At 66.1% G+C, this 21845-nt stretch carries 17 protein-coding genes; 10 read left to right on the top strand and 7 right to left on the bottom strand.

Features of this window, described 5'->3' with window-relative positions; all coding sequences use genetic code 11:
* The first annotated feature begins 200 nt into the window (after positions 1-200).
* The 3 genes from ATO11_RS06860 to ATO11_RS06850 all read left to right on the top strand — a co-directional run bounded on the left by ATO11_RS06860 (position 201) and on the right by ATO11_RS06850 (position 3677).
* Positions 201-2327 (top strand): malate synthase G, encoded by a 2127-nt coding sequence (locus ATO11_RS06860; RefSeq protein ID WP_050530118.1) that lies wholly within the window; start codon positions 201-203, stop codon positions 2325-2327.
* Positions 2328-2352: 25 nt separating this feature from the next.
* Positions 2353-2781 carry a GlcG/HbpS family heme-binding protein gene (locus tag ATO11_RS06855; RefSeq protein WP_050530117.1) on the top strand — a complete coding sequence of 143 codons (429 nt, stop codon included), beginning with the start codon at positions 2353-2355 and terminating at the stop codon, positions 2779-2781.
* 125 nt (positions 2782-2906) lie between these two features.
* The gene (locus ATO11_RS06850; RefSeq protein WP_050530116.1) at positions 2907-3677 is read left to right on the top strand and encodes a gamma-glutamyl-gamma-aminobutyrate hydrolase family protein; all 771 of its coding nucleotides are present in this window, start codon (positions 2907-2909) and stop codon (positions 3675-3677) included.
* Positions 3678-3855: 178 nt separating this feature from the next.
* Here the strand turns inward: ATO11_RS06850 and ATO11_RS06845 are convergent, their stop codons facing one another.
* Positions 3856-4617: an SDR family NAD(P)-dependent oxidoreductase gene (locus tag ATO11_RS06845; protein ID WP_050530115.1), complete on the bottom strand. Its 762-nt coding sequence runs from the start codon at positions 4615-4617 to the stop codon at positions 3856-3858.
* Positions 4618-4807: 190 nt separating this feature from the next.
* Here ATO11_RS06845 and ATO11_RS06840 point away from each other — a divergent pair, with 190 nt between their 5' ends.
* Complete coding sequence (locus ATO11_RS06840) at positions 4808-6388, top strand: Re/Si-specific NAD(P)(+) transhydrogenase subunit alpha (RefSeq protein ID WP_050530114.1); 1581 nt, start codon at positions 4808-4810, stop codon at positions 6386-6388.
* 13 nt (positions 6389-6401) lie between these two features.
* On the top strand, positions 6402-7919 hold the full coding sequence (locus ATO11_RS06835) for an NAD(P)(+) transhydrogenase (Re/Si-specific) subunit beta (protein WP_050530113.1): 1518 nt from the start codon (positions 6402-6404) through the stop codon (positions 7917-7919).
* 75 nt (positions 7920-7994) lie between these two features.
* On the opposite strand, the gene ATO11_RS06830 is transcribed toward ATO11_RS06835, so the two are convergent.
* A complete protein-coding gene (locus tag ATO11_RS06830) occupies positions 7995-8387 on the bottom strand; it encodes a hypothetical protein (protein ID WP_050530112.1) in 393 nt (130 codons plus the stop codon).
* Between the two features lie 136 nt (positions 8388-8523).
* Between ATO11_RS06830 and ATO11_RS06825 the strand changes: the two genes are divergently transcribed.
* Positions 8524-9855 carry a DUF3422 family protein gene (locus ATO11_RS06825; protein ID WP_423212703.1) on the top strand — a complete coding sequence of 444 codons (1332 nt, stop codon included), beginning with the start codon at positions 8524-8526 and terminating at the stop codon, positions 9853-9855.
* A 231-nt stretch (positions 9856-10086) separates the two neighbouring features.
* Here ATO11_RS06825 and ATO11_RS06820 read toward each other — a convergent pair whose 3' ends face one another.
* The 3 genes from ATO11_RS06820 to ATO11_RS06810 form a co-directional block, all read right to left on the bottom strand.
* Complete coding sequence (locus ATO11_RS06820; protein WP_050530111.1) at positions 10087-11091, bottom strand: ABC transporter permease; 1005 nt, start codon at positions 11089-11091, stop codon at positions 10087-10089.
* Positions 11084-12151, bottom strand: a complete 1068-nt coding sequence (locus ATO11_RS06815) for an ABC transporter permease (RefSeq protein ID WP_050530110.1) — start codon at positions 12149-12151, stop codon at positions 11084-11086. Before ATO11_RS06815 ends, ATO11_RS06820 begins: the two co-directional genes overlap by 8 nt.
* Positions 12152-12222: 71 nt before the next feature.
* A complete protein-coding gene (locus ATO11_RS06810) occupies positions 12223-13953 on the bottom strand; it encodes a peptide ABC transporter substrate-binding protein (RefSeq protein ID WP_050530109.1) in 1731 nt (576 codons plus the stop codon).
* Positions 13954-14202: 249 nt separating this feature from the next.
* Here ATO11_RS06810 and ATO11_RS06805 point away from each other — a divergent pair, with 249 nt between their 5' ends.
* The 4 genes from ATO11_RS06805 to ATO11_RS06790 all read left to right on the top strand — a co-directional run bounded on the left by ATO11_RS06805 (position 14203) and on the right by ATO11_RS06790 (position 19329).
* Positions 14203-16023 (top strand): ABC transporter ATP-binding protein, encoded by a 1821-nt coding sequence (locus ATO11_RS06805; protein WP_050530108.1) that lies wholly within the window; start codon positions 14203-14205, stop codon positions 16021-16023.
* A gap of 4 nt (positions 16024-16027) precedes the next feature.
* The gene (gene argE, locus ATO11_RS06800; protein WP_050530107.1) at positions 16028-17197 is read left to right on the top strand and encodes an acetylornithine deacetylase; all 1170 of its coding nucleotides are present in this window, start codon (positions 16028-16030) and stop codon (positions 17195-17197) included.
* A gap of 3 nt (positions 17198-17200) precedes the next feature.
* The gene (locus ATO11_RS06795) at positions 17201-18364 is read left to right on the top strand and encodes a M20 aminoacylase family protein (protein WP_050530106.1); all 1164 of its coding nucleotides are present in this window, start codon (positions 17201-17203) and stop codon (positions 18362-18364) included.
* Between the two features lie 170 nt (positions 18365-18534).
* On the top strand, positions 18535-19329 hold the full coding sequence (locus tag ATO11_RS06790; RefSeq protein WP_050530105.1) for a hypothetical protein: 795 nt from the start codon (positions 18535-18537) through the stop codon (positions 19327-19329).
* Between the two features lie 16 nt (positions 19330-19345).
* On the opposite strand, the gene ATO11_RS06785 is transcribed toward ATO11_RS06790, so the two are convergent.
* Positions 19346-20731, bottom strand: a complete 1386-nt coding sequence (locus ATO11_RS06785; protein ID WP_050530104.1) for a sensor histidine kinase — start codon at positions 20729-20731, stop codon at positions 19346-19348.
* Positions 20732-20788: 57 nt separating this feature from the next.
* Positions 20789-21793: a GTP 3',8-cyclase MoaA gene (moaA, locus tag ATO11_RS06780; protein WP_050530103.1), complete on the bottom strand. Its 1005-nt coding sequence runs from the start codon at positions 21791-21793 to the stop codon at positions 20789-20791.
* Positions 21794-21845 lie beyond the last annotated feature (52 nt).

Genomic DNA, 21845 nt, shown 5'->3' with positions numbered 1-21845 from the left:
TCCGGAACGTCCGTCACGGATGACGGGGCGGCGGAGGAACGGCGGTGCGCAAAGGCGATACCGCGGGAAACGGCGTTCCGTTTGATCCGGGTCGGGTTCGGCATACATTGGTCGACATATACCGAATTGGTCCATTGACTTTACCAGTTTGGGCGAATAACCGGTTTCCTATCGGAAACGAACCCTGCCGAGGACAGCCCATGACCCCCCGCGCCAACCTGAGTGTCGACCCCATCCTTGTCTCCTTTGTCGAAAACCGGGCGCTGCCCGGCACGGGCATCGACGCGACGACGTTCTGGGACGGGCTTGCGCGGCTCGTGTCCGAGTTCGGGCCGCGCGTGCGCGACGCGCTCGACACCCGCGACAAGATGCAGGCGAAGATCGACACCTGGCATCTCGACCGCGCGGGCCAGCCGCAAGATGCCGAGGCCTATACCGCCTTCCTGCGCGAGATCGGCTACCTTGTCCCCGAAGGCGCGCCCTTCAAGATCGAGACGCGGAACACCGACCCCGAGATCGCCCACACGCCCGGCCCGCAACTGGTGGTGCCGGTGACCAATGCACGCTTCGCGCTGAACGCTGCGAACGCGCGGTGGGGGTCGCTGTATGATGCGCTCTACGGCACCGACGCGCTGGGCGATGCGCCCACGGGCAAGGGCTACGATGCCGAGCGCGGCGCGCGGGTGATCGCGCGGGCCAAGGCCTTCCTCGACGAGGCGGTGCCGCTGGCCGGGGGCAGCCATGCCGACGCCACGGGCTATTCGGTGTCGCACGGCGCCATGGTGCCCGAGCTGCGCGATCCGGGCCAGTTCAAGGGCTGGGCGGACGAGGATGGCGTGCTCAAGATCCTGCTGGAACATAACGGCCTGAAAATCGAGCTGGTGGTCGACCCGTCGCACCATATCGGCGAGGACGACCCGGCGGGTCTGGCCGACGTGCAGCTTGAATCGGCGGTCACCGCGATCATGGATTGCGAGGACAGCGTGACCTCGGTCGACGCGGCCGAGAAGGTGCAGGCCTATACCAACTGGCTGGGCCTGATGCGCGGCGACCTGACCGAGACGTTCGAGAAGGGCGGCAAGACGATCACCCGGCGTCTGAAGCACGACCGCGCCTATCACGCGCCCGATGGCGGGCGGTTCACGCAGAAGGCGCGCGCGCTGATGCTGGTGCGCAACGTGGGCCACCTGATGACCACGCCCGCCGTGCTGGATGCCGAGGGCCGCCAGATCAGCGAGGGGCTGCTCGACGCGATGGTCAACGTCACCATCGCGCTGCACGACCTCCGGAAATCCGAAGGCGACCGCAATTCGGTGCATGGCTCGGTCTATGTCGTGAAGCCCAAGATGCACGGCCCGGACGAGGTGGCGCTGACCAACGCGGTCTACGGCGCGGTCGAGGAGATCCTCGACCTGCCGCGCCACACCGTGAAGCTGGGCATCATGGACGAGGAGCGCCGCACCTCGGCCAACCTGATGGAATGCATCCGCGCTGCGAAATCACGGGTGGCCTTCATCAATACCGGCTTCCTCGACCGGACGGGTGACGAAATCCACACCTCGATGGAGGCGGGACCGATGCTGCCCAAGGGCGACATGAAGGCGACGCCGTGGATCGCGTCCTACGAGGATCGCAACGTCGATATCGGGCTGGCCTGCGGGCTGAAGGGCCGGGCGCAGATCGGCAAGGGGATGTGGGCGATGCCTGACCGCATGGCCGAGATGCTGGAGGTCAAGATCGGCCACCCGCAGGCGGGCGCGACCTGTGCCTGGGTGCCGTCGCCCACCGCTGCGACGCTGCACGCGACGCATTACCATCAGGTGGACGTGCTGGCCCGGCAGGAGGAGCTTGCCGCTGCCGGCCCGCGCGGCACGCTCGAAGACCTGCTGACGATCCCGCTTCTGGGCGGCCGCAACCTGAGCGACGACGAACTGACCCGCGAGATCGAGAACAACGCGCAGGGCATCCTCGGTTACGTGGTGCGCTGGGTCGACCAGGGGGTCGGCTGTTCCAAGGTGCCCGACATCAACGATGTGGGCCTGATGGAGGATCGCGCGACCTGCCGGATCTCGTCGCAGGCGCTGGCCAACTGGCTACATCACGGCGTGGTCTCGCCCGACGCCGTGATGGCGGGGATGCGCAAGATGGCCGCCGTGGTGGACGAGCAGAACGCGGGTGATCCCGCCTATCATCCGATGGCGCCCGGTTTCGACGGCCACGCGTTCCAGGCGGCCTGTGACCTCGTGTTCAAGGGGCGCGAGCAACCGTCGGGATATACCGAGCCGGTCCTGCATGCCCGCCGCCTGCAAATGAAGGCTTCGGCCTGACGCCAACAAACGACGGAGACGACCCATGCCCGAGATTTCCCTGCGCCGCGCGCGCTCGATCATCCGCAAGACGCTTGAAGCCGGGCGCGAGCGGGACCTGAAGCCCCTGTCGGTGGTGGTGCTGGACACCGGCGGCCACGTGAAGGCGTTCGAACGCGAGGACGGCGCCGCGCCCGGTCGCTTCGCGATTGCCGAGGGCAAGGCCTATGGCGCGGTGATGCTGGGCATGTCCGGCACGGCGCAGATGCAGCGGGCCGAGGCGCAGGCCTATTTCATGGCCGCCGTGAACGGCGCCTACCAGGGCAAGGTGATCCCGGTTCCGGGCGGCGTGCTGGTGCGCGACGCCAAGGGCGCGATCGTGGGCGCGGTGGGCGTGACGGGTGATACCTCGGACAACGACCTTGCCGCCGCCATTGCCGGGATCGAAGGCACGGGCCTGACCGCCGACGGCTGACGCCCGCATCACCGGCAGCGCCGGGCCTGTGCATCCGTGCACGGCCCGACTTGCGGCGTCGGGGGTTTCATGTGGCGGGAAGCGTGCCTATTGTTTTTGGAACGATTCCAGATCCAGAGGCTCCCATGGCGCGCCCCGTCGTCGGCATCATCGGCAATTCCTACCTGATCAACGATCAGTACCCCGCCCACGCGGCGGGAGAGATGAATTGCGCGGCGGTGGCCGAGGTGTCGGACTGCCAGCCGCTGATCATCCCCTCCGACCCGCGCTACGTGTCGGTCGCCGAGTTGCTGGAAACCTGCGACGGGTTCCTGTTCACCGGCGGGCGTCCCAACGTGCACCCCGAAGAATACGGCCATGACGAGACCGAGGCGCACGGCACCTTCGACCGCGCCCGCGACCGGATCGCCCTGCCACTGATCCGGACGCTGGTGGACCGGGGCCAGCCCTTCCTCGCCATCTGCCGCGGATTCCAGGAGGTGAACGTGGCGCTGGGCGGCACGCTGCACCCCGAGATCCGCGACCTGCCCGGACGCATGAACCACCGGATGCCGCCCGACGGCACGCTGGAAGAGAAGTTCGCGCTGCGCCATCCCGTCACCTTCACGCCGGGCGGGCCTTTCCACCGCCTGATGGGCGCGACCGAAGTGCAGACCAACACGCTGCACGGGCAGGGGATCGAGACGCCGGGCGATCGGGTCGTCATCGACGGGCGCGCGCCCGACGGCACGGCGGAAGCCACCTATATCGAGGGCGCGACGGGGTTCAGCCTTGCCGTGCAATGGCACCCGGAATACCGCGCGGCGGACGATCCCGTATCGCGCCCGCTGTTCGCCGCCTTCGGCGACGCGGTCCGCGATTGGGCGGGGCAGGGCAGGCGGTTGAAAACCGCCTGAAGTGAGATGCCCGATTTTTTGTGATTGTTGATTGTCACTGGCGGCCGCGGGTCCGGTACGTGACGAGGGAAGTCTTGAGAACCGCGGCCAACCACTGTGGCGTGATAGTCACCATTTGAAGTTCAATTGTGGCAATAATAAGGCAATTGACGCATTACGCGAAACAATCGCCGTAACCTCATGTTTGTCCACCAGAAATTTCGATGCATTGCCCGTTCACACTTGCGGCTTCCGGGTGACACAACCACAACGCCGCGCGCGCGACCTCTTGCGGGGCGATCAAACGGTTGTGCCGGTTGGCGCTGATCATGATGTCGCGGGCCGCGTCGGCGCTGATCCCGGCGCGTTCGGAAATCGACGTGACGTTGCGCGTGACGATGTCGGTATCGACGTATCCGGGGCAGATCGCGTTGAAGGTGATGGGGCTGCCCAAGAAATCCTCGCTCAAACCCCGGACCAGCCCGATCATGCCGTGTTTCGACGCGGTGTAGGCGGGCGCTCCCTTCAGCCCGCGCACGCCCGCGATGGAACTGACGGCGATCACCCGGCCCCAGTCGGCCTGCCGCATGGATTTCAGGCTTTCGCGGATCGTGACCATCGCCCCGTCGAGGTTCGTCGCCATGATGCGGCGCCAGAACTCCATGTCGGTCTTGGCGAGGCTGCGTCCTTCGGCGATCCCGGCATTGGCGACGCAGATCTTCACCGGGCCGTGGCGGTCGACGGCGCCCGCGATGGCATCGACGGTCTGCGCCTCGTCGGTCACGTCCATCTGGACGGGATCGAGCCTGCCCGTGTCCGCCTCGGCCGCCTTTTGCAGGACGTCGAGCCGCCGCCCGGTGATGGTCACCGTGGCCCCTTCGGCGGCGAGGGCAGAGGCGATGGCAAGGCCGATTCCACTGCCACCGCCGGTTACGAGCGCATGTATGCCGTTGAATACCAAAGATTTTCCTCCTGATTTCGCGCGCGGGGCGAAAATTTCCCTGTATTGCCCAAGATTTAGCGGAAACCGCGTGACGCCGCGACGTTAATGGTCGGTCGCATTGTATTTTCCGGTCTGCCGCGCTAGGTGCGCCGGTAATAAAGTTGCGCGATTTCGCGCGACACGACGGCATAGAAGGGGGACGTGTGACGTGAAGATCGGAGCACCCGCAGAGATATTCGAGGGCGAGGCGCGAGTCGCCATGACGCCCGACAGCGCCCGGCAATTACAGAAGCTGGGCCACACCTGCCTTGTGCAATCGGGTGCCGGGCTGAAAGCCGGTTTCACGGACGCTGCTTATGAAGAGGCCGGGGTCGAGGTCGTCAAGGATGCCAAGGCGCTTTACGCGCAGGCCGAGGTCGTCACCAAGGTGCGCGGCCCCGAGGCGTCCGAGATCAAGATGCTGTCCGAGGGGCAGACGCTGATCTCGTTCTTCTGGCCTGCCCAGCACGAAGACGACATGAAGACGCTTGCCGACAAGGGCGTGCGCGTCGTCGCGATGGACATGGTGCCGCGTATCTCCCGCGCGCAGAAGATGGACGCGCTGTCGTCCATGGCCAATATCGGCGGCTACCGCGCGGTGATCGAGGCGGGCAACAATTTCGGCCGGTTCTTCACCGGGCAGGTCACGGCGGCGGGCAAGGTGCCCCCGGCCAAGGTGCTGGTCGTGGGCGCGGGCGTTGCGGGCCTTGCTGCCATCGGCACCTCGACCTCGCTGGGCGCGATCACCTATGCCTTCGACGTGCGGCCCGAAGTTGCCGAGCAGATCGAATCCATGGGCGCCGAGTTCGTCTTCCTCGAATTCGAGGAAGACCAGACCGACGGCGCGGCCACGGGCGGTTACGCGGCCCCGTCCTCGCCGGAATTCCGTGAGGCGCAGCTGGCCAAGTTCCGCGAGATGGCGCCCGACATCGACATCGTCATCACCACAGCCCTGATCCCCGGCCGCGACGCGCCGGTTCTGTGGACCAAGGACATGGTCGAGATGCAGAAACCCGGCTCGGTCATCGTGGACCTTGCGGCCGAGCGCGGCGGCAACTGCGAACTGACCGTCAAGGACGAGAAGATCGTGACCGATAACGGCGTGACAATTATCGGCTATACCGATCTGGTCAGCCGCATGGCGACGCAATCCTCGACGCTGTATGCCACCAACATCCGGCACATGCTGGCGGACCTGACGCCCGAGAAGGACGGCGTCATCAACCACAACATGGAAGATGACGTGATCCGCGGCGCGACCGTGACCTTCGACAAGGAAGTCACCTTCCCGCCACCGCCGCCCAAGGTCGCAGCCATCGCGGCGCAGCCCAAGAAGGAAGCGCCCAAGGAGCTGACGCCCGAGGAAAAGCGCGCCAAGGAGGCCGCGGAGTTCAAGGCGCAGACCAAGAGCCAGGTCACCCTTCTGGCCATCGGTGCAGCGCTGGTCCTTGGCGTGGGGCTGATCCCCGGCATGCCGGCGAGCTTCATGCAGCACTTCATCGTCTTCGTGCTGTCGGTCTTCATCGGCTTCCAGGTGATCTGGAACGTGGCGCATTCGCTGCACACGCCGCTGATGGCGGTGACCAACGCGATTTCGTCGATCATCATCCTCGGCGCGCTGATCCAGATCGGATCGTCGAGCCTGCTCATCACGCTGCTTGCGGCGCTGGGCATCTTCATGGCCGGGGTGAACATCTTCGGCGGCTTCCTCGTGACACGGCGCATGCTCGCCATGTTCCAGAAATCTTAAGGGGCGTAGGCACATGGAAAACGCATTCACGATTGCGGCCTATGTCGTCGCGGGTATCCTCTTCATCCTGTCGCTGGGTGGCCTTTCGGGGCAGGAAAGCGCGAAACGCGCCGTGTGGTACGGCATCGTCGGCATGGCGATCGCCGTGCTGGCCACGCTGTTCGGCCCCGGTTCGGGCCTGTGGCTGGCCTCGCTTGTCCTGATCGCGGGCGGTGCGGCCGTCGGTTACCAACTGGCCACGCGGGTCGAGATGACCCAGATGCCGGAACTGGTGGCCATCATGCACTCGCTGGTCGGCCTGGCGGCGGTATTCGTGGGCTTCAACGCCGACCTGATGATCAACTACATCGGCGACATCTATGCCGCCGAGGGGCTGGTCATGGGCGCGGTCAAGGATGACGGCATCACCGCCATCGGCCTGCCGAAAGAGATCTATGACAGCCTGTCGGCCTTCGGCCAGCTGATCGCCAAGAAATCCTCGGTCGAGATCGGCATCCTGCGGGTCGAACTGGTGCTGGGCATCTGGATCGGTGCGGTGACCTTCACCGGGTCGGTCATCGCCTATGCCAAGCTGGCGGGCTCATCCTCGAAACTGCCGTTCCAGGTGGATACGGCGGCCAAGAAGCTGCCCGGCGGGCACTTCCTGAACGCCGGTGCGGCGATCCTGTCGGTGATCCTGCTGGCGATGTACCTTGGCGGGTCGGGGTCCTGGGCGCTGGTCCTGCTGACCATCGCGGGCCTCTTCATCGGCTACCACCTGATCATGGGCATCGGCGGCGCGGACATGCCCGTCGTCGTGTCGATGCTGAACAGCTATTCCGGCTGGGCGGCGGCGGCCATCGGCTTCTCCCTCGGCAACGACCTGTTGATCGTCGTGGGGGCGCTGGTGGGCTCCTCCGGTGCGATCCTGTCCTACATCATGTGCAAGGCCATGAACCGGTCCTTCGTGTCCGTGATCCTTGGCGGCTTCGGCGGCCCTGCAGGAGAGCAGCAGGCGGTCGAGGGCGAACAGATCGCCATCGACGCCGACGGCGTGGCGCAGGCGCTGGAAGACGCCGACAGCGTCATCATCATCCCCGGCTACGGCATGGCGGTGGCACAGGCACAGCAGAACGTCGCCGAACTGACCCGCCGCCTGCGCGCCAAGGGCAAGGAAGTGCGGTTCGCCATCCACCCGGTCGCGGGCCGTCTGCCCGGCCACATGAACGTGCTTCTGGCCGAGGCCAAGGTGCCCTACGACATCGTGCTGGAGATGGACGAGATCAACGACGACTTCCCCGACACGGACGTCGCCATCGTGATCGGGTCGAACGACATCGTGAACCCCGCCGCGCAGGACGATCCGAACTCCCCCATCGCGGGCATGCCGGTTCTGGAATGCTGGAAGGCGAAACAGGTCTTCGTGTCGAAACGCGGGCAGGGCACCGGGTATTCCGGCATCGAGAACCCGCTCTTCTTCAAGGACAACACGCGCATGTTCTACGGCGACGCGAAAGCCTCGCTCGATGCGCTGCTGACCAAGATCAGCTGATGCCTGCCCGTGCCGGACAGGCGCGGGACCGACAATTTGCGCCACGCGAGGACACCCCCCCCCGCGTGGCGTTTTTCATGGGTCGCGCTTGACGTGGATGCGGAAGTGGACCTGCTTCTTTCCGACCGCGATCGTCAGAAGCTCCACACCGGTCACGTCGCCGGCGGTGTATTCCAGCACCCTGCGCCGTGTCTTCGCGCCGATGCACGGCTCCAGCGTGGGCAGCTTGACGGTTTCGATCACCTTGCCGTCCGCCTCGTACTGGCGCAGCGTGCCCAACCGCTCGTTGCCCCACAGCCGCAAGGGCTTTTGCGCACGGGTTGCGCAGCCCTTCGCGTCCTTGCGCGAGGATTGATAGATTTCCCTGACCTCTCCCGGCTTGACGGTGAATTCCGACCGCTTGGTCTCTGCCCCGGTCAGCGTTGCCGCGCAAATCAGCGCGGCACTCCATGCGATAATCCGTTTCATGACAAGTCTCGTTCTTTAATCCAATGCATCAAGTATAGCACAATTCAGGGTGGTACGGCAGGCGACAGCTCGCTCCGCCTGCGCAATGCGGGCAAGGAACCGGGAATACATATGTATTCCTTTACTTTACGGCCCGATGACGTATCTGCCGGGAGAGACGTCCGAGGACCACGCCATGCCCATCGCCGACCTGTCGAACCGCTATGCGCTGGCGAACGAGCTGCACGCGCGGCCCTTTCCCAAGCTCGATGCGCCCTGCCGCGCGGCCTTTCTCGCGATCAAGCCCGAACACGGCGCGCCCGCGCGGGACAAGCAGAAGGACCTCGATCACCTGATCGCGCTGCTCGACCGGCACGGTGCCCCGCATCCACAACCGGGGGCCACGCATTATTTCGGCCAGATCGGCAAGCACCACCTGAAATGGGAAAGCCATACCGAGTTCGTGACCTACACGCTGTTCGGCGATGGCGTGGCCGACACGCCGTTTGACGCCGCCACCTTCGGCCTCTTCTCCGAGGACTGGCTGGCCGAGGCGCCCGGCGTGCGCGTGACCTCCGCCCTGATCCGGATCGAGGTGGAAGAGGACGAGACCACCATCACGCGCAAGCTGGAGGACTGGTTCGTGCCCGAAAGCCTAGCTGTCAGCCGCATCCTCGACGACAGCGCCGTCATCGCGGGCGATTTCCGCATCGACCCGGCGGGCCATATGCGGCTCGCGGTCTTCGCCGCCAGGGACACCGGCGCGCAGCGCACCGGCCGCATCGTGCAGCGCCTGTGCGAGATCGAAACCTACAAGACCATGTCGATGCTGGGGCTCGCCAAGGTGCGCGCCATCGGCCCGAAACTCGGCGCGCTGGAAGCGCAGCTGACGGACCTCGTGACGGGCATGGCCGAGGACGAACGCACCACCGACGCCCATGAAAGCACGCTGAAATCGCTGCTGGCGGTGTCGGCGGACCTCGAAAGCCTCGTCGCCCAGACCTCGTTTCGCTTCGGCGCGACAGGCGCCTACGAGGCCATCGTCGACCAGCGGATCGAGGTCCTGCGCGAAGAGCGGTTCACGGGCCGGCAGACCTTCCGCGAATTCATGATGCGCCGCTTCGACCCGGCCATGCGCACCGTCAAGTCGACCGAGGCGCGGATGCACCAGCTGTCCACCCGTGCCGAACGCGCCGGCAACCTCCTGCGCACGCGGGTGGAGGTCGAACGCTCCGCCCAGAACCAGTCGCTCCTCGAAAGCATGAACCGCCGCGCCGACCTGCAACTGCGCCTGCAACGCACGGTCGAAGGCCTCTCGATCGTCGCCATCAGCTACTACGCGGTCAGCCTCGCGGGCTATCTGCTCTACCCTCTGGGAGAGGCGACGGGCCTCTCCAAGGGATGGGTCACGGCCTTCGCCGCACCACCGATCGTCTTCCTCGTCTGGCTGATGATCCGGCGCCTCCGCCGCGAACTGGTGCCCGACTGACGCGTCCCGCCACAAGGGGGCCAGCCCCCTCGGCCTGCGGCCTCACCCCCGAGGTATTTCGCAACCAGAGAAGACCATTAACGTCCCCGGCTTCTTCGGTTCCGAAATACCTCGGGGAGGACGTTGAAAATCCCCCGATTTTCAACGGGAGGGGCTGGCCCCTCCCTGCGGGGGTCTGGGGGCTTGCCCCCAGCGGGGAAAAGCGCGCCGGAGGCGCACAATCAGGGCAGGTCAGCGGCCGCGGATGCGGGGGTCGAGCGCGTCGCGGAGGCCGTCGCCGAGGTAGTTCACCGAAAGCACCACGAGGCTGATCAGGATACCGGGCAGGATCGAGCGTTCGGGATAGCTCACCAGCCGGTCCACCCCGTCGTTCAGCAGCCGGCCCCATGTTGGGAAGTCGGGCGGGAAGCCGAAGCCGAGGAAGGACAGGGCGCTTTCGGTGATGATGGCCGAGGCGATGCCGAGCGTCGCCGACACCATGATCGGCGACAGGATGTTGGGCAGCATGTGCCGGGTGATCAGAGCACCCGGCCGGGTGCCGATGGATTTCGCGGCCAGCACGAATTCGCGCTCCTTCAGCGCCAGCACGTCGCCGCGCACGATCCGCGCCGTCTGCATCCAAGAGGTGATGCCGATCAGCGCGACGATCAGGATGAAGATCCCGCCCTCGGTCCCGAACACCGCGGCGAGCGGGTCGCGGAACAGCAGCGAGGCGACGAGGATCAGGGGCAGGAGCGGCAGGGCGAGGAACAGGTCGGTCAGGCGCATGAGCGGCCCGTCGAGCCGTTTGAAATATCCCGCGATGACGCCCACCGCGGTGCCGAGGACGAGGCTGAGGACCATCGCGGTCAGGCCCACGGCGATCGACACGCGCCCGCCGAACATCAGCCGGGCCAGCATGTCGCGGCCGAGGTTGTCGGTGCCCAGCGGATGCGCCCAGTTCACCTTGGCGCCCGAATCCCAGAGCGCCACGTAGATCGGGCGCGTGTCGCGCAGGGTCAGGAAGTCGCGCCCCTGCGGCAGGAATTGTGGGTCGATCCGCCAGATGACGGGCCCGACGAAAACGCCCGCGGTGATCAGCAGGAAGACGACCGCGCCGAACAGCGCGCCCTTGTGCGACTTGAACTGGTCCCAGACCTCGCGCCACTGGCTGCGCGGCGGCCGCGTCAGGACGGCGCTTTCGCCATCGACCGAGACGACCGAATCTTCGAGGGGAACGGTGGGGTCACTACTCATAGCGGATCCTCGGATCGAGCACGCCGTAGAGCACGTCCGCGATCAGGTTGAACATCACGATCAGGAAAGCGAAGACGAAGGTCAGCGTCTGCACGGTGGGCAGGTCGTTGGCCTGGATCGCGCCGATCAGCATCTGGCCGATCCCGTTCACCTTGAACACCTGTTCGGTGATGATGGCCCCGCCGAAGATCAGCGGCACGCCGAGCGCGATCACGGTCACCACCGGGATCATCGAGTTGCGCAGGACATGCACCATGACCACGGTCGTCTCGCCCAGCCCCTTGGCCCGCGCCGTGCGCACGTAATCCTGGTTGAGGTTGTCGAGCATCGAGGCGCGCATGAAGCGCGAGATCTGCGCGGTGATCTGCAGCGCCAGCACCATCACCGGCAGGATCATCTGTTTCAGCTGCACCACGAAGCTGTCCCAGTCATTCACGGTATGGGTGGTGTCATAGATCGACGGGAACCAGCCCAGCTGGACCGAGAAGATGACGATCACCAGCACGCCCGAAAAGAAGGGCGGGACCGAGAAGCCGATCATCGACACGAAGGTCCCCGCCTGGTCGAACCACGAATATTGCCGGTAGGCCGAGTAGATGCCGATGGGCAGCGCGATCAGGATACCGACGACATAGGCGGTGCCCACCACCCACAGCGTCTGCGGCAGGCGTTGCAGCACCAGGTCCACGACCGGCGAGCGGGTCTGCCAGCTGAGCGCGCGGTAGTCGCAGGTGTCGAGGTTGGAAAGGCCCACGCAGCGTTCGTAGAGCGCGGTGTCGGGCAGCCAGCCAAAGAGCGTCGTGGACGAGGTCAGGTAGTCGATGAAGACCTTCGGCTCGATCCAGAAAATCTGCAGAAGCCATTTCCAGAAGCGCACGTAGGACGGCTTGTCGAGGCCGAGCGCGATGCGCATCTGCTCCTTCACGTCCGACGGGACGGTCAGCGGCACCTGCGCCATCGGGTCGCCCGGTGCCAGTTCGAGCAGCATGAAGATGACAAGCGCGATGAACAGCAGTGTCGGGACCGACAGGACAAGGCGACGGATCGTGTAGGTGAGCATGCGGTGCGCGCCCTTGAAAAAGGCGTAGGGTGGGTTTCAAACCCACCCTACAAACAAACCCGTAAGCCGGATCAGTTGGTCTTGATACGGTGCCAGTCGGCCACGTTCCACAGCTCGCTGTCCCAGACGTTCAGGATAACGCCGCCCAGCGAGTTCGCGTGGGCCGACAGACGACCGCGGTGCACCAGCGGGATCATGCCGCCGTTCTGCACGATCAGGTCGTTCAGCTGCTTGGCGATCTCGGCACGGGCGTCGATGCCTGCGGTGTCACGCAGCTTGGCGTGCAGCGCGTCGTACTCGGCCATGCAGAAGCGCGAGATGTTCTCACCCTGCCACTGCGTGTCGGGGCGCGGAGCCTTGTCGCACAGGCCGTTGCCCAGGTAGGACTGCGGGTCGGTGCCGTTGAAGGTGTTGGCGTACATCTCAACGTCGGCATAGAACTTCTGGAAGGTGTCGGGCGACCCCGGATCACCACCGAAGAAGACCGATGCGTTCAGGTTACGCAGCTCGGTATCGATGCCGATCTCCGACCACCAGCCCTTGATCAGGGCCTGGAAGTCCTGACGCACGGCGTTGGTCGAGGTCTGGTAAAGGACCTTGAGCGGAACGCCGTCCTTCTCGCGGATGCCGTCGCCGTCGCTGTCGACGATACCGGCGTCATCCAGCATCTTCTTGGCGCCTTCGATGTCCTGCTCGGAGCACATCATCGACGTCGAGTTGAACGCGTCGGGCGCGGGCACGAGGTTACAGGTGACCTTGCCGGCCTGGCCGTAGCCGATTTCGACCAGCAGCGGCCGGTCGATCGCCATCGACATCGCCTTGTAGACGGCCGGATCGCTCAGGAACGGGTGCTCGGACCCGCCGGTCGGATCATCCTTGACCGAACGCATGTCGCCGCGCGCGGGATCGGGGTTGGAGTTGTTGAGCATGATGCGCTCGACCAGCGGGCCGAAGCCCGCAACGGGCGTGCCCTTGCCGCCTTCCTGCATCTGCGCGATCACGTCGGGCGCCAGCTGCAGGTTCCAGGCATAGTCGAACTCGCCCGTTTCCATCACGGCGCGGCCCGCGGCCGTTGCGTCACCGCCGCCCTTGAACGTCACCTTGGCAAAGGCGGGCTTTGCCGGGTCGCGGTAGTTGGGGTTGGCCGACATGACGATCACGTCGTTGGGCTTGAACTCGTCCACGACGAACGGGCCGGTGCCGATCGGGCCAAAATTCTGGTCGGTGCAGGTGGGAGCCGCGGCGCCCACGCAGTTGGCGAATTGCGCGGCCTGCAGGATCGGGCTTTCACCGCCGACGAACGGGCCGTAGGGGTTGGGCGTCGGGCCTGCGAAGGTCACCACGACGGTGGTGTCGTCGGGCGTCTCGACCCCGGTCACGCCTTCGAACTTGGTGATCTGCGCGCAGCCGCCATCGGGGTTGGTGCAGTATTCATAGGTGAACTTGACGTCGGCCGAGGTGAAGGCCGTGCCGTCCGACCATTTCAGGCCGGGGGTGATCTTCCACGTGATCGAGGTCAGGTCCGCGGACACGCCGCCATTCTCGACGGTCGGGATTTCCTGGGCTAGCCACGGCGTCAGTTCACCCTTTTCGTTGTAGCGCGCCAGCGGCTCGATGATCATCGAGGAGCTTTCCACGTCCTTGGTCCCGCCGGACAGGAACGGGTTCAGGATCGAGGGCGCCTGCCAGTAGATGATCTTGACCTCGCCATCGGAGCCGCGTTCGGCGGCGGCCATGCCGGTCATGCCGGCCAGCGACACCGCGGCCGCGGCCGAGGTCATCAGGAGTGACTTGAGTTTCATGGATGTCTCCCTTTGGTGATTGCCGACGGGGTAGAGAGGTCCGGCGGCAAATCTTTTTGTTTCCGGGTATTTGCGCGAAAACGGGCCACGGCGGCAGCGCCGGACCCGGGATCGTTGCATCACCCCTGAGCAATATGACAAACACAGTTTCGGAAAAAAGCAACCCTTGCGCGAGGGAAAGCGGATGGGTTTGACAATGCCTGTGCCGGGTGTCTAGCGTTTGGGCGTCTCTCCTCCAAAGGTTGCGCCATGCTCGACACGCCCCTTGCCCGTTTCAAATCCCTGCGCGTCGAATTCCAGACCAAGGATGGTCCGGTCGCCGGGGTGAAGGACGTCTCGTTCGACATCTTTCCGGGCGAAACCGTGTGCATCGTGGGCGAATCCGGGTCGGGCAAGTCGGTGTCGTCGCTGTCGCTGATGCGGCTGGTGGAGTTTGGCGGCGGCCGGATCGCGAAGGGTGAGTTGCTGTTCGACCGGGGCGGCGGCGCGCCCGAGGACCTGGCCAAGAAACCGCTGAACGCGATGCGCGGCATTCGCGGCAACGAGATCGGCATGATCTTCCAGGAGCCGATGACGGCCCTGAACCCCGTCTTCACCGTCGGCCGCCAGCTGACCGAGGGCCTGCGCCTGCACAAGGGGCTGGGCCGGGAGGCCGCCGAGCAACGCGCGCTCGACCTCCTGCGGCAGGTGCGCATCCCCGAACCCGAGCGCCGGTTGCAGCAATATCCGCACGAATTGTCGGGCGGGATGCGCCAGCGGGTGGTGATCGCCATGGCACTGGCCTGCGAGCCGAAGCTGTTGATCGCCGACGAGCCCACGACCGCGCTCGACGTCACGATCCAGGCGGAAATCCTCGCCCTGATGGACCGGCTGAAGCGCGAGACCGGCACGGCGGTGATGTTCATCACCCATGACATGGCGGTGGTGGCCCAGATGGCCGACCGCGTGATCGTGATGTTCCGCGGCGAGAAGGTCGAGGAGGGCCCGGTCGAGCAGATTTTCGAGGCCCCGCAGCATCCCTACACGCAGGCCCTGCTGGCCGCCGTGCCCAAGCTGGGAGAGATGCGCGGCAAGCCGTACCCCGAGCCGATGAAGCTGATGGGCAAGACGCTGAAAAGCGACGCGCCCATTCCGGGCACGGAACAGCCGCTGTTGAAGGTCGAGAACCTGACCACGCGCTTCCCGGTCCTTGGCGGCTTTTTCCGGCGGCAAGTCGCCAACGTGCACGCGGTCGAGGATATCTCGTTCACCGTGAACAAGGGCCAGACGCTGAGCCTTGTGGGCGAATCGGGCTGTGGCAAGTCGACGGCGGGGCGGTCGATCCTGCGGCTGGTGGAGCCGCTTGAAGGGCGCATCGATCTGGACGGGGTCGATATCCGGGCGCTCAACCCCAACGATCTGCGCCGCGCGCGCGCCGACATGCAGATGGTGTTCCAGGACCCGTTCGCCTCGCTCAACCCGCAGATGCAGCTGGTCGACCAGGTGTCGGAACCGATGCGCAACTTCTCGACCGGGTCGCAGGACGACATCATGCACCGCTGCGAGATGCTGTTTGACCGGGTTGAGTTGCCGCGCAGTTTCATGCGGCGCTATCCGCACGAATTGTCCGGCGGGCAGCGGCAGCGCATCGCCATCGCCCGCGCGCTGGCGCTGAACCCCAAGCTGATCGTGTCGGACGAGGCCGTGTCGGCGCTGGACGTGAGCGTGCAGGCGCAGGTGCTGAACCTGATGATGGAATTGCAGGCCGAGCTGGGCATCTCGTACCTGTTCATCAGCCATGACATGGCGGTGGTCGAGCGTGTCTCGCACCACGTGGGCGTGATGTATCTGGGCCGCATCGTCGAGATCGGGCCGCGCGCGGCGGTGTTCGAGGACCCGCGCCACCCCTATACCCGCGCGCTGATGAAGGCGGTGCCGATTGCCGATCCGCGCAACCGCAAGTCCGAACGCGACCTCAACTTCAAACCGATCCCGTCGCCCATCCACCCGGTCGGCTATGAACCGGCCCCGACCGAATTCGAAGAGGTCACGCCCGGTCATTTCGTACTGGTCAGCGAGAGCGGGTACTGAACCGGTGGCATCCGAACGCCTGTCGCCGCGAGAGATCCTCGACGCGCTTGTTTCGTTTCCGACGGTCAGCCGGGACACGAACATCCCGCTGATCGACTGGGTGGCGGATTACCTTGAAAGCCACGGCATCACCGCGCACCGGCAGGTCAAGGAAGTCGAGCCGATCAAGCAGGCGCTCTTTGCCCATGCCGGGCCGGAGGTCGCGGGCGGGGTGGTCCTGTCGGGCCATACCGACGTGGTGCCGGTCGACGGGCAGGCATGGGACACCGACCCCTGGACCGTGACCGAACGCGACGGGCGGCTCTACGGGCGCGGCACCTGCGACATGAAGGGGTTCGACGCGCTCGCCATCTGGGCGCTGGTCGAGGCGCATCATGCGGGCGTCACGCGACCGTTGCAGATCGCGCTCAGCTATGACGAAGAGGTGGGCTGCGCCGGTGCGCCGCCCCTGATCCGCGCGATGGCGGACACGGTGCCGCGCGCCTCGGCCTGCATCGTGGGCGAGCCCTCGCGGATGAAGACGATCACCGGCCACAAGGGCGGGTTCGGCTACAACACCCATGTGCAGGGGTACGAGGTGCACTCCTCGCTACTGCACACCGGCGTGTCGGCGATCATGTCGGGGGCCAAGCTGATCGACTGGGCCAACCGCGAGAATGCCGAGTATGCCGCCGCCGTGCCCAAGGAAGTCGATGCCGTGTTCGACCCGCCCTATACCACGCTGCACGTGGGCATGATCGAGGGCGGCACGGCGCACAACATCACCGCCAAGGATTGCCGGTTCGGCATGGACTGGCGGTTCGTGCCCGGCGACGATGCCGAGGCGGCGAAGACGCGCTACCTCGATGCCGTCGCCGCGCTCGAAGCCGAGATGCAGGCGGTGCGGCCCGAGGCCCGCGTGGTCCTGACTGAGAAGTTCGCGGTGCCCGCCTTGCGCCCGGAGGTGGAGGGCGAGGCCGAGGCGCTGGTGCGGCGCCTGACGGGCGACAATGCGCGCGGCGTCGTGTCCTACGGCACCGAGGCGGGTCATTTCCAGGATGCGGGGATGAGCGCGGTGGTCTGCGGACCCGGCGACATCGCTCAGGCGCACCAGCCGAACGAATACCTCGAAGCAAGTGAACTTGAAGCGGGCCATGATTTCATGCGCCGCCTGATCGACCATTTGAAGGAGTGAATAATGCCCGTACGCAACCGACTGGCCGAATTGCAGCCCGAGATCGCCGCGTGGCGCCGTGACCTGCACGAGCACCCGGAGATCCTGTTCGACACCCACCGCACCAGCGCGGTGGTGGCCGAGAAGCTTCGGGACTTCGGCTGTGACGAGGTGGTCACGGGGATCGGGCGCACCGGCGTCGTGGGCGTGATCCGGGGCAAGGGCGGATCGGACCGCGTGATCGGGCTGCGCGCCGACATGGACGCGCTGCCGATCCACGAGGAGACGGGGGTCGAGTATGCCTCGAAAACGCCGGGCGCGATGCATGCCTGCGGCCATGACGGGCATACCGCGATGCTGTTGGGCGCGGCCCGCTACCTTGCCGAGACCCGCAATTTCGCGGGCACCGTGGTGGTGATCTTCCAGCCCGCCGAGGAAGGCGGCGGCGGCGGCAAGGAGATGTGCGACGACGGCATGATGGACCGCTGGGGCATCGACGAGGTCTACGGCATGCACAACTGGCCGGGGCGGCCGGTGGGATCTTTCGCGATCCGGCCCGGCGCGTTCTTTGCCGCGACCGACCAGTTCGAGATCTTGATCGAGGGCAAGGGCGGCCACGCCGCGAAACCGCAGGAGGTGGTGGACACGATGGTGGTGACCAGCCACATCATCCTCGCCCTGCAATCGGTGGTGTCGCGCAATGTCGACCCGGTGAAACAGGCGGTCCTGTCGGTCACGTCCTGTGAATCGTCGTCGAAGGCGTTCAACGTGATCCCGCAGACCGTCACGCTGAAGGGCACCGTGCGCACCATGGCGCCCGAGATCCGCGACCTGATCGAGGAGCGGATCAAGGCGATCTGCACCTCGACCGCCGCCGCCTTCGGCGCGACGGCGGAGGTGACCTACAACCGCAGCTACCCGGTCATGTCGAACCACGAGACCGAGACCGCCCACGCCATCGCCGCCGCCGAGAAGGTGGCCGGCTCCTGCGACGAGGCCCCGCTGGTGATGGGGGGCGAGGATTTCGCCTTCATGCTCGAAGAGCGGCCCGGCGCCTATATCCTCGTGGGCAACGGCGACACCGCGCCGGTGCACCATCCGAAATACAACTTCAACGACGAGGCCATCCCCGCGGGCGCGTCGTGGTGGGCCGAACTGGTGGAGATGCGCCTGCCCGCCGCCTCCTGATTGCACGCGGACTTGCGGCCGCGCACGCCCTTGCTTGACCCCCTCCCTGACCCTCCCCTATGGGGAGGGCACCCCGTGGCGGGCCGACCCCGTCATGCGGGCGGGGGCGAGGGCTGCACCTGCGGGAGCCTCCGGCGGACATATTTGGAAAGAGAAGAAGAGGGCAGGGCGTGCCGACGGTCGTATGCATCAAGTGGGGGACGCTGTTCGGGCCGGAATACGTGAACCGGCTGTATTCTGGGGTGCGGAGGCATCTGTCGGGACCGGTGCGGTTTTTGTGCATGACCGAGCGGTCGGAGGGGTTTCATCCGGACGTGGAGGTGTTGCCCTTGCCGGTGGAGCCCTTTGCCGAGCCGATGGCGGCGGCGCTTGAGGTGGCGAACCGGCAGGGGGCAATGCGGAAGGTGTCGCTCTTTCGGCCGGGCGTGATCCCGGACCTGGAGGGGCCGGTGCTGGGGTTCGACCTGGACGTGGTGATCACCGGGTCGCTGGACGAGATCTGGGGGATGGCGCCCGGCAAGGTCGCGATGCGGCATGACTGGGTGGAGAAGCGCAAGGGGCGGCCGACCGGGCATGGATCGGTCTTTCGCTATGATCCGGCGCTGCATGGCTACCTGTACGAGGATATCGCCGCGAACGCCTATGCCGAGGTGGAGGCGGCGCGCGGGTCCGAGCAGCGCTATACCTCGCACAAGGCGATGGACCGGGGGGATTTCGCCTATATCCCCGAAAGCCAGGTCGTGTCGTTCAAGCATGATTGCCTGGGGCTGCCGCCGGTGAACTACCTGCGCGACCCGGTCCTGCCGGAGGATGCGCGGGTGGTCTGTTTCCACGGGCGGCCCAAGATGCCCGAGGCGGTGGAGGGGTATCGCGGGTCGTGGCTGCGCTGGTCGCGGCCCTGCGGCTGGCTGCGGGAGCACTGGATCGACCGGGCGCGGGCCGACCTTGGCGGGGAGTGGGCCTGAGCCTGAGCCGCGCGCGTCAGGTCTCGTGGCTGACGGCCAGCGTGTAGAAGGTGATGGCGACGCGGGTCCCGCCGCCGGACGCCTGCGTGACCGAGGTTTCGCCGCCGAGATGGCTTGCCAGCATGGCGATGACCTTGCTGCCCATGCCCTGTTCGGTCCCGTCGATCTGCCAGCCGCTGCCGTCATCGGTGACCGACAAGACCGGCATTTCGTCCGCGTTCGCGGTGAATTCGACGGTGATCCGGCCCCCGGCCCCGTCGCCGAAGGCATGTTTCAGCGCATTGGTGATCAATTCGTTGGTGATGACGGCCATCGTCACCGCGTCCCGTCCTTCCAGTGACAGGGGCTGCGCCTGCACGTCGAAGGTGATGTCCTTGGCCTGTCCCGAGGCGTCGATGTCGTCGACGAGATTGCGCAGGGCTTCGTCGACGCGGACATGGGTGAGGTTGTCGACCAGCTTGAAATGGCGCTGGGCGGCGCCGAGGGCGCGGATGCGGCCGCGCGCGGCGTCGATGATGCGCGCCGCCTCGGGCGAGGTGGTGGTGCGGCGTTCCATGCCGAGGAGGCTGGAGATCATCGACAGGCTGTTGCCGACGCGGTGGTCGACCTCGCGGATGAGCAATTCGACACGGTCGCGTTCATGTTCGGCCTCGGCGAGCGCCGTGCCCAGTTCCGAGGTCCGTGCGCGGACGCGGGCGTCGAGGTCGGCGTTGAGATCGGCGAGCGCGCGGCGCTGGGTTTCGACCGCGGCGAGGTTGCGGCGGGTCAGCAGGAAGGTGAAGACCGACAGCGCGATGATGGCGAAAAGCGCGCCGACGAGGCCGCGGGTCATGCGCCCCTCGGCTGCGCGGCTGGCGGCGATGCGGTCCGCCAGGGCCATGTCCTCGACCGCGATGAACCGCGCGATATTCTCGCGCAGGCCGGACATGAGGCGGAGGCCTTCATCGGTGGCGACGATGTCGAGCGCGGCGTCGCGGTCGCCGTCCATCATCAGGCTGACGGTCGCCTGCAGTTCGGCGAGCTTCAACTGGCCTTCGGCGAGGATGTCACGCAGCAAAGCCTGTTGCGCCGGTTTGTCGGTGACCGAATCCGACAATGCCGCGACCGCCGGTTCGAACGTCTCCCGCGCCCGCGAGTAGGGTGCGAGGTAGGCGCGGGAACCGGTCAGGAGGAACCCGCGCTGCCCGGTTTCGGCGTCCTGCAGGATCGACAGGACTTCCTGCGCCTGCCTTTTCACCGTCAGCGTGTGCAGGATCTGCGCTTCGAGGTCGCGCGACCGGGCCGATTGCGTCAGGACCGCCGCGATCAGGGTGGCGCAGATCACGAAACCGGCCACCACGCCCCAGACAACGGGGCGGGTATTGGGTTTTGCCAGGGTGTGGTTCGCGTCGTCTTGCGCCATGGCTCGTTTCCGGGTCAGGCGCTGCAACATAGGTGCTGGCGGTGGGCAGGCAAGCGGTCAGCCGCCGGTATGGCTCATGTGGCGGGGCATCTGCCCGTCGAGCCTTTGGCGGGAATAGTCGAAATCGTGGCCCTTTGGCTTGCGGTCGATGGCGGCGCGGATCGCGTCTTCGAGCGGCCCGTCATGGTCCGAGGCGCGCAGCGGCGCGCGCAGGTCGGCGCGGTCTTCCTGCCCGAGGCACATGTAAAGCTCCCCGGTGCAGGTCACCCGCACGCGGTTGCAGCTTTCGCAGAAATTGTGGGTGAGCGGCGTGATGAAGCCGATCTTCTGCCCGGTCTCTTCCAGCCGGACATACCGGGCGGGGCCGCCGGTGCGTTCGGGCAGGTCGGTCAGGGTGTAGTGCCGGGCAAGCTGGTCACGCAGGTCCGAAAGGGCCCAGTACTGGCCAAGGCGGTCTTCGGTCTCCAGCTCGCCCATCGGCATGACCTCGATCCAGGTCAGGTCGCAGTCGCGGGCGGCGCACCATTCGGTCAGCGTGAGCAGCTCGTCCTCATTGAAACCCTTGAGCGCCACGGCGTTGAGTTTGACGCGCAGCCCTGCGGCCTGGGCGGCGTCGATGCCTTTCAGCACCTGCGGCAGGCGGCCCCAGCGGGTGACGCGGGCGAACTTGTCGTCGTCGAGCGTGTCCAGCGACACGTTCACGCGGCGCACGCCCGCGGAATAGAGATCGGTCGCGAAGCGGGACAGTTGCGAACCGTTGGTGGTGAGCGTCAGTTCGTCCAGCGTGCCGCTGTCGAGGTGGCGGGTCATGCCGTGGAAGAAGGTCATGATGTCCCGCCGCACCAGCGGTTCACCCCCGGTGATGCGCAGCTTGCGCACGCCCATGCGGATGAAGGCGGAACAGAGGCGGTCCAGCTCTTCCAGCGTCAGAAGCTCTTTCTTGGGCAGGAACTGCATGTGTTCCGACATGCAATAGACGCAGCGGAAATCGCACCGGTCGGTGACCGAGACGCGCAAGTAGGAAATCGCGCGATGGAAGGGATCGACAAGCGGGGCGGTCATGATGTCCTGCGGAGTTCTGCCCACCCAACATCGGGGCAATTGCGGGCGTGTC

The sequence above is a fragment of the Pseudaestuariivita atlantica genome, assembly GCF_001205715.1.
Lineage (GTDB): Bacteria > Pseudomonadota > Alphaproteobacteria > Rhodobacterales > Rhodobacteraceae > Pseudaestuariivita > Pseudaestuariivita atlantica.
Note: the sequence above shows the minus strand (reverse complement) of the source record. Positions and strands in the feature narration are given on the sequence as shown.